Source organism: Natrinema salaciae (assembly GCF_900110865.1).
GTDB classification, from domain to species: domain Archaea; phylum Halobacteriota; class Halobacteria; order Halobacteriales; family Natrialbaceae; genus Natrinema; species Natrinema salaciae.
Genome location: NZ_FOFD01000003.1, coordinates 116,330 through 130,730 on the forward strand (window position 1 = coordinate 116,330; position 14,401 = coordinate 130,730).

Sequence of the window (14,401 nt, forward strand, 5' to 3'; positions counted from 1 at the left end):
GCCCCTCGAGGGTGGGGACGGTAATTCATCCCGGTATCGAACGTCGGGGTGCGAAAACCGGGTTCAGTACAACCACCAACGGAACTACCGGCCCTGCATCGATCGTGACGGAACGAGTATTACCTAACTACCTGCTATGAGACGGGTGTTCTAGCAGATCGTTCGGGGCCATCTGCTATCTCCGCAGCAGCGTCAAACAGATCGTCTACGGGCTCGTCGTCGTGAAGAACAACCGTTTCGTCGCTCGCGTCGTGGCTGATAACGTCGGCTTCCGCTAACTGTGACAGATGAGTATGGTGCAGCCGAATGGAGGCGCGTTCACGGTGCTCGTCACTGATCTTGTCGAGTGAGATTTGATGTCTTCGAGCGGCGACCCGTTCTGCGAGTTCGCTCACAGTAGCTTCGCCGTCCTGCTTGCAGAGTTCGTGGAGGAGAAGCTGACGGTCAGCGCTGGCGAGGAGTCTAAACGCTTCCGTCCGTTCCATACGTGAGAAACCGATCTCAGACCGAGAGTGCCGCTTCCTATCCTATCAAGGTGTAACGATCTGAGATGCAAATATACGTACACGTCTACTTCTCACTCCGTCCGCTTCGGTTTCGATCGATATTCGGATTCCAAACCCGTCCCCGTGTCACGGCCCTGATAACGGTGACGACGACGGCTACAGCTACAGCGGGACCGCCGCGAGAATCGCTTCACCGGTCGGCGCCGCCTCCTCGAGATCGTACTCAAGCGCGATGTAGAACAGGGCGAACTGGATGCCGTTGAACGTGGCGTGGGCGGCAATCGGAACGAGGAGGTTCTCGCTTTTCGCGTAGAGGTAGCCGAAGATGAGCGCGCCGCCGAAAACGGTCATGATCGGCACTGAGGTCGCGAGCAGCGATGTCGAACTGAAGGCGTAGGAGGCGAAGTGGATCAGCGCGAAGATCGCGCTGGCGATAACGATCGCCTGTGTCTGACTGAACGCGTCGTAGAGGCGCTTCTGGACGATGTTCCGGAAGAGAAACTCCTCGGCCGGTGCGTTGAAGAAGAAGACGATGCCGATCATGATCAGGACCATCATCTGATCGTTCTCGATGTATCGCATCACCTCGTTCTCCGCGGACGGCAAGGAGAGAACGGTAACGACGACGTTCACGAGAATGTAGAACACGATCATGCTGGCGATCCCCGCGCCGACGTACATCCAGCCTCGTTTCGAGGGCATTCGGAGATCGACGTACGACCAGCCGCGGTCGGTAACGATCAGATAGATAGCGCCGGCCAGGATCATGCCGACGAAGTTCAGGGTCAAAAGCGCCGTTCGACCGGCGATCGACGCCTCCGCCGGTGCGTTGAGCAATGCCGGATCGAACAGAAACGCGGGCAGCGTCGTGACGTTCGGCGCGACGATGACGCCGAAGATCGTCAGGCCGATGGCGACAAGCGTCGATCGCAGCGGCGCAGCATCGCGATCCGTGCGACGGTCGCGAGCGGGTGTTTCCATGGGTCCAGCTACGGCCGGGCGATCCTTGGGTGTTCCTTTCCGGTTCGACTCGGCGCAGGGGCCGGTTCGCCGACCCCCGTTCGGCCTCGCCCGCGCTCACTCGGCGGGGACCGGGACTTCGTCCTCGAATAACTGCGCTAACAGCCGCTGCTGGCCGACCCGAAGGTGCCGGTTGACCGTCGGCTGCGTCACCTCGAGCATGTCGGCGATCTCCTCGCCGGTGCTCTCGCGGGGCCACTCGAAGAAGCCGGCGAAGTAGGCCGTTCGCAACACCTCGAGCTGGCGGTCGGTCAGCGCGTCGAACAGGGACGTGACGAGTTCGCTTCGCGTACCCATGGTGCGTTCGACGTGACGGCGGGCCTGGAGTTCGACGGTCGGGTACCGGTCGCGGAGTAGCTCGACGAACTCGCGGACGTCGGTGCCCGTGGGCACGTCGACGACGAGTTCCAGTTCGTCGCCGTCGGCCCGCATCGAGCGCGGGCTGCCGCCGTGACGGACCAGCCGCGAGGCGACGACGTCGCCGGCGACGGTCGCCTCGAAGCGACAGTCGCCGTCGCGCTCGCTGATCAGTCGGTACGCCGCGACCGAGACGAGGTCGTCGAGGGCCGCCCGCACGTCCTCGGCCGGGACCCCGCTCGTTTCGAAGAACAGTAGCGTCTCGTCGGCGGAGTGGGTGCCGAGGCCCTCGTACTCGACGCCTGCCCCCGTCGCGGTCGCGATCCGTGAGAGGAGGTTGTCCGCACCCTCGATCCGGAGCGTGAGTTCGAGCAGTCGTTCGGCGTGGAGCGCTTCCCGCGTTTTCACCGCGGTGATCGCGTTCGCGATTCCCGCACCGAGCTCCGTCAACACCGTCCGCTCGAGGTCGCCGAACGCGTCCGGTTCGTCGGCATAGACCGTGAGGACGCCGTAGGTGTACTCAGCGTGCGAGAGCGGAACGCTGATGACCGACTGGAAGCCGCGGTCCACCGCCTGTCGCCGCCACACCTCGTCTTGGAGTTCCTCGACGGCGTTCGAGACGACGGTCGGGGCCTCGCTCCGGGCGGTTCGGAGGGCCGGCTCGGTCGAGCCGTCGTATTCGAGGGAGACGGTGTCCAAGTACTCCTGTGCTGATCCGGCCCATGCACGGGGCTCGAGCCGTGTCCCGCTCGGATCGTGCGTCCCGATCCACGCGAAGGAGACGGTGTCCGCCTCGAGCAGTCGTTCGGCGACGGTGCGCTCGATCTCCTCGCGGCTGTCGGCACCGATGAGCGACTGGTCGATCCGGCGGATGAGTTCCGTGATCTCGATCTGACGGTTGAGTCGCCGGTTGCGGTCCTCGAGTTCGGCTTCCCGTTCGCGGAGACTGGCCTCGCTCTCGAGGCGATCGAACGCCGCTTCGGTCGTGGCCACGAGCGTCTCCATCAACCGTCGAGCTTCGGCGTCGATCGTCTCGGTATCGGACGCGACCACGAAGACGCCGTGATCGCCGACCGGGACGACGACCCCGCTTTCGACGGCCGGCCCGAAGACCTGCGATCGATCGAACGACGCCGGGTCGTCGACGACCGTCCCCGTCCCGGTCACGTAGGCGTTCCAGACGACGGAGTCGCTGTCGCCGACGGCGACCGACGGCGGGCCCCGACAGAGGGATGCGAACGCGTCGGTGTGTGCAGTGGGTTCGAACCGGCTGGCCGCGGGGTCGAGCCGATAGATCGCCACGCCCGATGCGTCGAGGATGTCCGCGGCCGTCTCGGTGACGAGCTCCGCAACCTCCCGTTCGGTATCGGTCCCGAGCAGGTCGCGCGCGGCGTCGTGAAGCGACTCGAGGGCGAGTTCGCGGTCTTTCCGCTGGGTGATGTCGTTGTTGATCCCGACCAAGCGCCTGCCCCCCTCCTCGTCGCTCACGAGTCGACCGCGGGAGCCGACCCAGATCAGGGTCCCGTCCTCGCGTCGTAACCTGTACTCCGTCTGGAACAGTCCGCCGCTCTCGATCACCCGGTCCGCTGCCGCCTCGATCTGGGGGACGTCGTCCGGATGGACGCGTCGTTTGAAGTCCTCGAACGTTCCCCCGAACGAACCGGGCTCGAGCCCCACGAGCCGCTCGAGCGTCTCGTTCCAGTCGACCGTGTCGGTCTCCAGGTTCCACTCCCAGACGCCGGTGTTCGTCCCCTCCAGTGCGAGTTCGAGCCGACGTTTCGTCTCCCGGAGGTCGCGTTCGCGTTCCTTCCGTTCCGTGATGTCGCGACTGATCGCGATGAACCGATTCTCGTTCTCGAGTTCGATACAGATCAGGTGGACTTCGACGGGGAACGTCGAACCGTCGCGACGCCGATACAGACCCTCGAACTTTCGCCGCTCGCCCACCGACAGTTCCTCGAGCAGCGCCTGAACCTCGTCCGCGTCGAAGCGAATGTCGTACTCCCAGATGTTCGTCCCGATCAGCTCGCTCTCGGCGTAGCCCAGCTCGTCGGCGATCCGGCGGTTCGCGTCGATCACCGTTCCCGCCGTATCGAGCACGTCGACCATATCGGGGGAGTTCTCGAACAGCGCTTCGAGCCGCGCGCTCGTCGTTTCCAGTCGGCGTTCGCGTTCCTTTCGCTCGGTGATGTCCCGGACGACGCCCGCGGTCCCGACGAACTCGCCGTCCGTCATCGGTAACAGCGCGATGTGGTTCTCCACGTCGATCACGTCCCCGTCGACGGTCTCGAGGCCGATTTCGACGGTCCGGGAGGGCTCGTCGGATCGGAGCAGTTCCCGGATCATCTCCTGGGCGCGCTCGACGCCGTCCGACGGGATCACCGTCGCCGCGGGCTCGCCGATCAGCGCGTCCGGCTCGTACCCGAGGATCGGCGTGACCGCGTCGTTCACGAACTGGAAACGCCCCGCCGAGTCGAGCGTGTACACCAGTTCGTCGAGTGCCTGGATGATCGTCTCGAAGCGCTCGAGCTCCCGTTCGCGCTCCTTGCGCTCGGTGATGTCCTGGATCGAACCGCGGATGGCGACGACCTCGTCGCCCTCGGAAATGGGTTCACCGATGATCCGCATCCACCGTTCGGAGCCGTCGGCGGTGTACATCCTGGCCTCGTGGTCGTACATCTCGTCGTCCTCGATCGCGGTCTCGACCGCCGACAGGGCGCGCTCGCGGTCGTCCGGGTGGTAGAACTGCACGGCGTCCGCCGGGCCGATGTCCGTCTCGGGGGAGACACTGAACAGCCGATAGAGCCCCTCAGTGACCGTCAACTCGTACTCCTCGGACCGGACGTCGAGCTCCCAGCCGGCGACCCTCGCCATCTGCTGCGCCTGTTCGAGCAGGCCCGTCGTCCGCTCGAGTTCCCGCTCGCGTTCCTTGCTATCGGTGATGTCGAAGACCGCACCGTGGACGGTTTCGCCGTCGACGGACGGTTCGGCCGTCGCCCGGACCCATCGCTCGGCTCCGTCCTCGGTGAGGATACGGTGCTCGGTGGTGAACCCCTCGCCCGTTTCGAGTGCCCGCTCGAACAGCTCCTGCATGCGCTCGCGGTCGTCGGGGTGGATGTACTGGGTGCCCTCGGAGAGGGTCAGGCGCGCTTTACGATCGTCCGCTCGCTCGCGCTCCCGCTCGAAAATTTCGTACATCTGGTCGGTCCAGGTCCCGTCGTACGGCGGCTCGCCGGACAGATCGAGCTCCCACCCGCCGACCCCCGCGATACGCTGGGTCTGGCCGAGGAGTTCGCTGGTCCGCTCGAGTTCCCGCTCGCGCTCCTTGCGCTCGGTGATGTCCTGAATGGAGCCCCAGATTCTGCCGACCTCGTCGCCGTCGACCACGGGCTCGCCGATCGTCCGAACCCACCGGCAGTCGCCGTCCGGCGTCACCACCCGCAGTTCGAGATCGTAGCGCTCGCCGTCCTCGAGCGCCGCGTCGACCGCGTCCTCGATTCGGTGGCGGTCGTCGGGATGGTACAACTCGAGGGCACGGTCCGTATCGACGGCCTCGCCGATCGGAACGCCGTGAATCCGGTACACCTCGTCGGTCCACTCCAGTTCGGGCGGGTCGCAGGTCGCGTCGAGCTCCCAGGCACCCACGTTCGCCGATCGCTGTGCCTGAGTGAGCATCCGCCGCGTCCGCTCGAGCTTTCGCTCGCGAGCCTTCCGCTCGGAGATGTCGCGACCGACGCCGGCGACCACCCGGTTTCCGTCCGGATCGTCGAACGCCGTCGCGACCAACTCGTACGGGACGGTGTCGCCCGACGCTGTCAGAAATTCCGTCTCCATCCGCGCGCTGCCCTCCTCGAGGACGTCCCGGAGCCCCGCTCGGACGCGCTCGAACTCGGCTTCGCTGAAGGGGACGATACCCTCCTCCCGAATCTCGTCGACCGTGTATCCGGTCACCTCGCGGAAGGTCTCGTTGGCCCGCTGGAGGACCATGTCCTCGTCGAGGACGTAGAACACGTCGTCGAGGGAGTTCAGGACGTTGTCGGTGAACGCCTTGTAGCGCTCGAGGCGTCGCTGTCGCTCGCGGATCGTCCGAACGTGCTCCCGGCGTTCGAACATCTGGCTCACCCACCGAGTCATCAGATCGACGAACGACTTTTCCGCCGGCGTGAACGGTCGATCCCGGGGATCGGAGTTCAGGAAACAGAGCGTCCCGTAGAGGTCGCCTTCGACGAGAATTTTCCCGCCGACGTAGCAGCTGATGCCGACGTCCTCGGCGGCCGGATGCTCGTCCCACCCCTCCGCGGCAGCGTCGTAGATCCCCAGGATACCGTCGGATTCGATGGTCTCCTGGCAGAAGGTCCGTGGGAGATCCAGCTCCGCCACGTCGGATGCGAACTCATGCTCGACGACCGTCTCGAGCTCGTACCCGCCGTCGTCCTCGTCGATCTGAGTGATGAGTCCCGTCTCGAGCCCGAGTCGCTCGCACCCCAGCTCGAGCAATCGGCGGATCTTCGCGTCGCTCTCGAGGTCCGTATCGGCGGTGATCCGGTACAGTTCCTTTCGGTAGCGTTCGCTCTCGGCGCGCCGCCGTTCGCGATCGCGGATCGTGGCTGTCAGCTCGTCGACGACGGCCGAAAGGCGGCCGATCTCGTCGTCCCGGTCGATCGTGAAGTCGACGGGCTCGTCGAGATCGGTGAGCCCCTCGCCGTCGTCGACGCCGTCTCGGTCCGCGCGGTCGCCGCCGGCGTCGGCCGCAAACGAGGCGGGTTCTCCGCGGTCGAGACGCGAGACGAACTGCTCGAGTTCGTCGGTCAGTCGCTCGATATCGCTCGCTCGATCGGAGCCACTCCGTGTGACGAGCCCGAGGAGCAGAATTCCCGGTCCCGACGCCGGACCGAGCCCCGGCGTCGTGACGGCAGAAAGCAGTGTCTCGGCACCGATCCCGAGCAGTATGCCGGCCACACCGACCAGGACCACGACCGCACCTCGCGTCACACCCCCGTGCGCCCTCGTGTGGACCGCGATATCGACCATGGCCCCTCCTAGGGAGCGATCGATTATGATACGCGTGGTTGGTTCCACTCCGGCTCGGACAAATTTCACGGGCCGTCGGTGCTCGATCACCGCGCAGTCACGCGGTTTTGCCGAAATACTATACACGTAGCGTCGCCTTCGAAGGCGGATTACATGTATAACGAGCAGGCGGATACCGTCCGATCACGTTCGTTCACCCGAGATGCCCGGAACTACGCTAGATACTCACAGCGATTCTATCAGTCTACGAATCGTCGACGCGATCGCGGAGGCGACCGACACCGACGTCTACGAACTCGAGCCGCTGTACAACGTCGTCGATCCGGAGGCGCTCGATCAGCTCTTCCGACCCGACTCGGCGGTCGACATCCGTGTAGAATTCGAGTACGGCGGGCTGCTCGTCGAAGTCCGGAGCGACGGTACCGTCGTAATCGACGGGACGGTCCATGCGAGCGACTAGCCGAGGTCGGCTCGACGCACCCACGACTGCCGACAGTGGGACGGTGACTCCTGGACGCGGATCGAACCGATGAGCAGGCCATCTACTGCGGTATCCGAGCCAGCCGTTCGGACGCAGCCGGCGCAGCTGACCCTCCTGCTCGTCGGCGACGACCGGATTCGAGACCGCCTCGAACGCGCGTTCAGTGGCGACGAGACCGAGCTGGCCGTCGAAACAGTCGTCTCGCCCGCGGCCGTCGCGGAGCGATCCGAGATCGAGGCCGACTGCCTCGTCATCGCGTCGCCGGCGGCAACGGCGGAGACGGACGCGCCGGAGACCGGCGCTGCCGCCGAAGCGGCAGCCGGCCACCTCGAGACGCTCAGGACTCGCAGTGTCGACCTGCCGGTCGTGGTCCTCGCGGACGAGCGGACGCCCAGCCTCGCGGACGCGGTCCGGTCGTACGACTGGACCGCCGTCGTCGAACGTGACGAGCCGCCGGCTCAGCTCGCCGACCGCGTCCACGACCTCCTCGAGCGCCACCGGCTGACCGCACTGTCGCGCCGGTCGCTGGCGAGCGTCGAGCTCGCCGGGGACGCCATCGCGATCGTCGGCCCCGACGGTGCCCTTCAGTTCGCGAGCCGCTCGTTCGCGATGCTGTTCGAGTACGACGAGGACACCGCGGAAGGAACACCGTGGCGGGAACTATTCACCGACGACGCCGTCGACCACCTCGAGTCGGCGGCGATCCCGACGGTCTCGGAGGGGTGGCGGTGGACCGGCCGCTGTACCGGCCGGCGGAAAACCGGCGGGACGTTCGCGGCTCGGCTTCGTCTCGGTGGCCTCACGGACGGGAGTCTGGTGTTCGCGATCAGCGAGGACGAACGCCGCGACGGGCTCGAGGACTGAACTGGGACGGCGCTCGGCCCATCGACGACGCGTCGGGTTCTATTCGCACCGCTGACGCTCGCGTTTTCCGGCACATCGGCGAGGAAGGGGTCGACGGGAATCCGTTCTCCGGTCGGCGCGGAGTTACGTTCCGTGGTCCCAGCTATCCATGTACTCGTGCTGGGTCTCGGTCAGCGAATCGAAGTCCACGCCTTCGGCCTCGAGTTTGATCTCGGCGATCTCTTTGTCGAGTTCGTCGGGGACGTCGTGGACGCCGGCATCGTAGACGTCGCTTGCTCGCGGCTCATCGCCGCTCGCATCCGCGGCGCGTGGCTCCACGCTCTCGACCAGTTCGCGCACGCAGACGGCCTGGACGCCGAAACTCTGGTCCATGACCTCGACGGGGTGGCCCAGCGAGACGGGCGCGGCGAGGTTGACGAGTCGACCTTCGGCGACGACGTTCAGCCGGCGGCCGTCGTCCATCTCGTAGGCCTCCACGCCGTCGCGGGCCTCGTAGCGGTCGACCGCGAGGTCGTCGAGCGCGTCGAGGTCGATCTCGATGTCGAAGTGGCCGGCGTTCGCGAGCAGGACGCCGTCTTGCATCTTCTCGAAGTGCTCTTCGACGACGACGTCCCGGTTGCCGGTCGTCGTCAGGAAGACGTCGCCCACCGCGGCGGCCTCGGCCATCGGCATGACCTCGTAGCCCTCCATGTGGGCCTCGAGCGCGCGGCGGGGCTCGACTTCGGTGACGATGACGTTGGCGTTCTGGCCGGCGGCCTTCTTGGCGACGCCCTTGCCGCAGTAGCCGTAGCCGGCGACGACGACGTTCTTGCCGGCCCACGAGAGGTTCGTGGTCATGGCGATCGAGGCGAGCGAGGACTCGCCGGTACCGTGGACGTTGTCGAACAGGCGCTTCATCGGGGTGTCGTTGACCGCGAAGACGGGGTACTCGAGCGCACCGTCCGCGTCCATCGCGCGCAGGCGGTGGACCCCGGTGGTCGTCTCCTCGGCTCCGCCGATGATCCCGTCGATCAGTTCGGGGTGGTCCTCGTGGATCGCGGCGACGAGGTCCATGCCGTCGTCGACGGTGATCGTCGGCTCGTGGGCGATGACGGCCTCGATCGCGGCGTAGTACTCCTCGTCGTCGACGCCGCGTTTCGCGTAGCTGGTGATGTTCTCGTGGGCCTCGAGCGCCGCGCTCACGTCGTCGTGGGTCGAAAGGGGGTTGCAGCCGGTGACGGCGACCTCCGCGCCGCCCTCCGCGAGCGTCTCGACGAGGATCGCCGTCTTCGCCTCGACGTGCATCGCCATCCCGATCCGCTCGCCCTCGAACGGCTGTTCCGCGACGAACTCCTCGCGGACGTGCTCGCAGATCGGCATGTGTTGGGCGGCCCAGTCCATCTTCCGGCGTCCCTCCTCGCGAGCGGACGCGACGTCGTCCAACTGCTCGCTGATCGAGGGATACTCGGTGTCGGTCATGGGTCGACTGAGTGGGACCGGAGCCAAAACGCTACCGAACCGCTCCGGCGGTCGGTTTCGAACGGGACACCGTTTCGGCGGTGAACGCGCGACCGTCGCCGGCCAAAAAGACGTCTCGAGTGTGGTGGGTGAGCCGCGGTCACTCCGTGCCTGCTCGATCGGGACGGTCGCCGTCGGACGCGAACCGCTCCGATCTGGCCCGACACCGGCGACGGGTCACTGCGCGGCAGCGCCGTCGACCGGCATCAGTCGTTCGAGTGGGGTCGAACCGGACTATTCGTCGGCGTCGTCTTCGTCATCGGCGTCGTCGCCGCCGTCGGTACCCGATCCACCGGCGTGAGTCGGCGGGCCGCCGCCTTTCTCGTCGTCATCGTCACCGTCGTCGTCACTCGGACCGCCCGCGTGGCTCGGCGGTCCTTGTTTGTCGTCGTCGCTCTCGTTGCCGTCATCCTCGTCGTCATCGACGTCGTCGGACGGCGGGCCGGCGTGGCTCGGCGGGCCGGCGTGGCTCGGCGGGCCGGCGTGGGCCGGCGAGTTACCCGGGTTGTTCGCGACGACGAAGCTCGCGACCGAGAGGCCGATCGATCCGTTGGATTCGTTCTGCTGGCTCTCGACGTAGTCGGAAACGAGCGCACCGAAGTTCGTCGCGGACTCGTCGTCCGTCTCGTTGTCGGTTTCGTTGTCGTCAGTCTCGTTGCCGTCCAAGTCGTCGTCCGACTCGTTGTCGTCGATATCGGACTCGTTGTCGGTTTCGTTGTCGTCGGTCTCGTTGCCGTCCAGGTCGTCGTCCGTCACGTTGTCGTCGGTCTCGTTGTCGACCTGCACCACCGAGAGGGTGGCGTCGGAACTGTCGACAGCAGTACTTCCCGTATTCGCGGCCGCGGTCAACGGTGCGAACACGGACGCGAGCATCGCGACCGTCAGCACGAGTGCGAAGAATCGTTTGTGTCTCATCCGGATCGAACATTCACGGATTCCTGAATAAACCCCGCCGGCAGTTCGCTCAGTTCGACGCGTTCGTTCGAGCGATCAGAGAGTCCGATACCGTTTACGAGGTTATCTGAGCGTTCAATAGCGTTTCGTCACTCGACACGAGCCGACAGCGACGCGGCCGTCTCGACGGCTCGCTCCCGAACGCCTGCTTCGTCGAGCGTCAGTACCTCGCGATCGCGCATGAGGACTTGGCCATCGCAAACGGTGTGTCGCACGTCGGCCGCCGCGGCCGCGTACGCGAGGTGACTCACGAGGTCGTGGCGCGGCGTCAGGTGGGGCTGCTCGAGATCGATCACGGCGAGATCGGCCGGCGCACCCGCCTCGAGACGCCCGGATTCGAGGCCGATCGCGTCCGCGCTGCCTCGGGTCAGCATGTCGACGACCGCCTCGGCGGGCACCGCACTGGCGTCGTCGGCCGCGAGTTTTCCGAGCATAGCCGCATCGCGGGCCTCGTCGAGCATCGAGAGGTCGTTGTTCGAGGCCGCGCCGTCCGTCCCGAGACCGACGGTGACGCCCGCCTCGAGCATGCGTTCGACCGGGGCCATCCCGCTGGCGAGTTTCATGTTCGAGGCCGGACAGTGGATCACGCCGGTGCCGGCCGCCGCGAGCAGGTCGATCTCCGACTCGTCGACGTGAACGCCGTGGGCGACGAAATCCTCGGGCTCGAGGAGGCCGTGCTCGGCGGCGTACTCGAGCGGCCGCTGGCCGTGTTCGTCGACGATCGGCGCGACCTCGTCGACGGTCTCGTTGGCGTGGTAGTGGACTGGAACCCCCGCTTCGCGCGCCTCGGGAACGAACTCCGCGAGGTACTCGCTCCCGACGGTCGTCAGCGAGTGGGGCATGAAGGCCGTCGAGATCCGTCCGTCGGCCGCGCCGTCGTACTCGCGGGCGATCTCGAGGCTCGTGGTCGCGTCCTCGCGGGCCGCCTCGCCGTCCTTCCCGACGGTGACGATGCCGTGACCGAGCCGGGCGCGGAGCCCCGCTTCCTCGACCGCGACGGCGACATCGGGCACGTGGAAGTACATGTCCGCGAACGCGGTCGTCCCCGACTTGATCAGTTCGACCAGCCCCAGTTCCGCGCCCGCGCGGACGTCCGCCGCCGTCAGTTCGCCTTCGGCGGGCCAGATGTCCTCCTGGAGCCAGGCCTCGAGGGGCTTGTCGTCGGCGTACCCCCGGAGGAGCGTCATCGCGACGTGGCAGTGGCCGTTGACGAACCCCGGCGTCACGAGCGACTCCGCGGCCTCGAGCGTCTCGTCGGCCGCGCCCGCGAGATCGGTCCCGATCTCGCGGATCTCGCCGGCGTCCTGATCGATCAGTACGTCCGCGCTCGTCACCGTCAGGTCGGGTCGGAGGACCCGCCCGCCGGTGATTGCAAGCATCGTCATTGGATGGGAGTTCTCGCCGGGACGCCTTAGCCTGTCGATAGATCGCCGTGAAACGAGTCGGGACCGTCACGAGTTCCGCAACCGGAATGTGCGCCCCGACCGTGGAGCGACGACCGCGAACTCGAGCGGAACGTCCTCCACGTCGTCGGCGGTGACCTCGCGTATCACCTGTGTAGAAGCGAGTGGGCGCACCTGACCGACGAAAAGACGAATACGGATGGGGACTGCTCGCACGTGAGACGGAGTCTACGACACGGTCAATCGACCTACCCGGCAACGATCCCACCGTCCCGGTCGGAATCGCGGGATCGAATCACCAGTTCGAGGAGCGCAAGGACGGACACGGCGACGGAGAGGTACAGGAAGGACAGTTCTGGATGAGAGCCTTCCGGGGATGGATACGACGGGAACACCGCATCAGCGACGATAGCCGGAGCGACGAATGCGTAGAGGGCCAGCGGTGCGACGAGCCCTCTCGAGAGCAGCGCTGCGAGCGTAGCCGCCGTCGCGACACCGGTCGGTACGAGAACCACGAGAACGGTCGAGATATCCGTTTGAACGTACGACGGGAGATCCAGTAGCCCGACGCCGAGGCCGACGACGAACCCGGCGCTACAGACGATCAGCCAGAATCGCGATCGTGACAGCGGGAAGTCGGGGAGATGTCGAAGTCGGTCGTCACCGACGCCGTACTCGTATCGGAGTACGAACTCGGCGACGCCAGCCACCAGCAGCACGGCGAGCCACGCGTACCACGACTTCGCGTAACTCGAGGCGTAGACCGGTCCGTCGATAACGAGTCCCGTCGGGCCAGTCATCCCTTCGGGAACGGGAGACGCCAGTACGGTGGAAGCGACACCGCCGAGAAGCGAAACGAACCCCACGGAGGGTGCGACTAACCTAGTGGCGGCCGTAACGAATACCGGAACGAAGCCGAGCGTGAACACGCCGACCCAGATGTGGGGCGTGTCGAATATGGACCCCACGAAGACGGAGTTGAGGGACGTCTGTTCCCCGGGCCTGAAAAGCGGCGAGTTCACGCGCGTCAGTAACGCGAGCGTCAGGACGACGTTCACCACCCCGCCGAGACAACCCAGTACGGCCGAACCGACGAGAGATCGATTCATACCAACGCACCACTGGTACGGACTGGCTGGGCAGAGCGGTTTGCCGACTGGCTGCTAGCGGAGAGCGACCCGAATGGGCCCGAACTGTAACCGTTGGCGACGGGTGGGGAGTTCCGGAACATCAGCTGTGAAATAACCATTGTGGTAGTGTTTCCGGCACGTTCGTGCGTTCTTATGCTGTTTGGTAAAAACTTCTCATTTAGCCAGACCAACGATAACGCTACAAATTCAGAGTGTGATAAAACGTATCCAGCACAGATGTGTCATCGTATACAAGCGTCATCGACTCACGGTTCTCGCCGCACGGCCTTCTGGCGTCGATTTCGCCGGTCGCGACGGGCGACACGAGTCGAGCGCGACCGAACCCGACGGACCAGTCGGCGGATTTAACATTTCGGTGGCGCTACAGCCGGTATGGACCATTCATCGCGGCGCGCGCGGCTTCGCGCCTTCGTCGGCGACTACCCGCCGCGGGCAGCGCTGGTCGACGCCTGGGACGAACACAGCCGCTACGTCGGCTTCGCGGCCGGCCTGTTCGCGGTCGGCGTCGTCATCGGCGTGCTCCTGCTGGCGGCAGGCTACAACCTGCTCGAGATCATCGCCGAGTTGCTCGGCGAGGGCCTATTTCCGGAAGGGGTCGGGGAGATGGGCGGATTCGAACTGGCGCAGTTTCTGCTGGTGAACAACACGCGGGCGTTCCTGCTGTCGATCGGCGGCGCGCTCACGCTGGGCCTCCTGACGGCCTGGGCGATGCTGTTCAACGGGATCATCGTCGGGAACGTCGGCGCTGTCGTCGCCGAACGCGTCGGGGTCGACTACATCCTCGTCGGACTGCTCCCACACGGCATCTTCGAGCTTCCGGCCCTCTTCATCGCCGCCGGCGTCGGCTTCCGCCTGCTGTACCGGTTCGGCCAGCGGATCCTCGGGTCGCGCAATGCCGTCTTCACGAAACCCTACCTCTACCGAACGGGAGTCCTGATCCTCGCCGGCTGGCTCCTGCTGGTCGTCGCCGCGTTCGTCGAAGCCTTCGTCACGCCCGCACTGCTCGAGACGCTGTTCGCCGAGCGCCTCGAGGGGATGAACGGAGCTCCCTGATCGCTGCTGCGTCGGGAATCGAACGATTCGTTCGGACAGTTTACCGGTTTGAACGGTCGTGAACGGACCCAATGGTCGTGCCCC

10 protein-coding genes are annotated in these 14,401 nt (G+C 65.9%); 3 read left to right on the plus strand and 7 right to left on the minus strand.

Annotated features, from left to right (window positions below; translation table 11 throughout):
* Nucleotides 1-134: 134 nt before the first annotated feature.
* The 3 genes from BMX07_RS10065 to BMX07_RS10075 form a co-directional block, all read right to left on the minus strand.
* Nucleotides 135-485 carry a DUF7344 domain-containing protein gene (locus BMX07_RS10065; protein WP_245742089.1) on the minus strand — a complete coding sequence of 117 codons (351 nt, stop codon included), beginning with the start codon at nt 483-485 and terminating at the stop codon, nt 135-137.
* Nucleotides 486-668: 183 nt separating this feature from the next.
* Nucleotides 669-1,487, minus strand: coding sequence for a CPBP family intramembrane glutamic endopeptidase (locus tag BMX07_RS10070; protein ID WP_090617398.1), 819 nt, complete (start codon nt 1,485-1,487; stop codon nt 669-671).
* 96 nt (nt 1,488-1,583) lie between these two features.
* A complete protein-coding gene (locus tag BMX07_RS10075; RefSeq protein ID WP_090617400.1) occupies nt 1,584-6,914 on the minus strand; it encodes a PAS domain S-box protein in 5,331 nt (1,776 codons plus the stop codon).
* Nucleotides 6,915-7,116: 202 nt separating this feature from the next.
* On the opposite strand from BMX07_RS10075, the gene BMX07_RS10080 reads away from it, so the two are divergent.
* Nucleotides 7,117-7,374 carry a DdfA family disk-determining factor gene (locus BMX07_RS10080; RefSeq protein WP_090617402.1) on the plus strand — a complete coding sequence of 86 codons (258 nt, stop codon included), beginning with the start codon at nt 7,117-7,119 and terminating at the stop codon, nt 7,372-7,374.
* Between the two features lie 69 nt (nt 7,375-7,443).
* On the plus strand, nt 7,444-8,259 hold the full coding sequence (locus BMX07_RS10085) for a PAS domain-containing protein (RefSeq protein WP_090617404.1): 816 nt from the start codon (nt 7,444-7,446) through the stop codon (nt 8,257-8,259).
* Between the two features lie 123 nt (nt 8,260-8,382).
* Here the strand turns inward: BMX07_RS10085 and BMX07_RS10090 are convergent, their stop codons facing one another.
* The 4 genes from BMX07_RS10090 to BMX07_RS10105 form a co-directional block, all read right to left on the minus strand.
* Nucleotides 8,383-9,717, minus strand: a complete 1,335-nt coding sequence (locus BMX07_RS10090; protein ID WP_090617405.1) for an adenosylhomocysteinase — start codon at nt 9,715-9,717, stop codon at nt 8,383-8,385.
* 273 nt (nt 9,718-9,990) lie between these two features.
* Complete coding sequence (locus BMX07_RS10095; RefSeq protein WP_175480114.1) at nt 9,991-10,671, minus strand: hypothetical protein; 681 nt, start codon at nt 10,669-10,671, stop codon at nt 9,991-9,993.
* Nucleotides 10,672-10,799: 128 nt separating this feature from the next.
* Nucleotides 10,800-12,095, minus strand: a complete 1,296-nt coding sequence (locus BMX07_RS10100) for an amidohydrolase (protein ID WP_090617406.1) — start codon at nt 12,093-12,095, stop codon at nt 10,800-10,802.
* Nucleotides 12,096-12,361: 266 nt separating this feature from the next.
* Entirely contained in the window at nt 12,362-13,222 is an 861-nt protein-coding gene (locus BMX07_RS10105) for a hypothetical protein (protein WP_090617408.1), read from the minus strand.
* Between the two features lie 414 nt (nt 13,223-13,636).
* Between BMX07_RS10105 and BMX07_RS10110 the strand changes: the two genes are divergently transcribed.
* On the plus strand, nt 13,637-14,317 hold the full coding sequence (locus BMX07_RS10110; protein WP_090617409.1) for a stage II sporulation protein M: 681 nt from the start codon (nt 13,637-13,639) through the stop codon (nt 14,315-14,317).
* Nucleotides 14,318-14,401: the final 84 nt, after the last annotated feature.

Coding starts and splice junctions, on each gene's coding strand:
- BMX07_RS10095 (WP_175480114.1), bottom strand. CDS start 10,671: ATGAGACACAAACGATTCTTCGCACTCGTGCTGACGGTCGCGATGCTC.
- BMX07_RS10100 (WP_090617406.1), bottom strand. CDS start 12,095: ATGACGATGCTTGCAATCACCGGCGGGCGGGTCCTCCGACCCGACCTG.
- BMX07_RS10085 (WP_090617404.1), top strand. CDS start 7,444: ATGAGCAGGCCATCTACTGCGGTATCCGAGCCAGCCGTTCGGACGCAG.
- BMX07_RS10090 (WP_090617405.1), bottom strand. CDS start 9,717: ATGACCGACACCGAGTATCCCTCGATCAGCGAGCAGTTGGACGACGTC.
- BMX07_RS10075 (WP_090617400.1), bottom strand. CDS start 6,914: ATGGTCGATATCGCGGTCCACACGAGGGCGCACGGGGGTGTGACGCGA.
- BMX07_RS10080 (WP_090617402.1), top strand. CDS start 7,117: ATGCCCGGAACTACGCTAGATACTCACAGCGATTCTATCAGTCTACGA.
- BMX07_RS10110 (WP_090617409.1), top strand. CDS start 13,637: ATGGACCATTCATCGCGGCGCGCGCGGCTTCGCGCCTTCGTCGGCGAC.
- BMX07_RS10105 (WP_090617408.1), bottom strand. CDS start 13,222: ATGAATCGATCTCTCGTCGGTTCGGCCGTACTGGGTTGTCTCGGCGGG.
- BMX07_RS10070 (WP_090617398.1), bottom strand. CDS start 1,487: ATGGAAACACCCGCTCGCGACCGTCGCACGGATCGCGATGCTGCGCCG.
- BMX07_RS10065 (WP_245742089.1), bottom strand. CDS start 485: ATGGAACGGACGGAAGCGTTTAGACTCCTCGCCAGCGCTGACCGTCAG.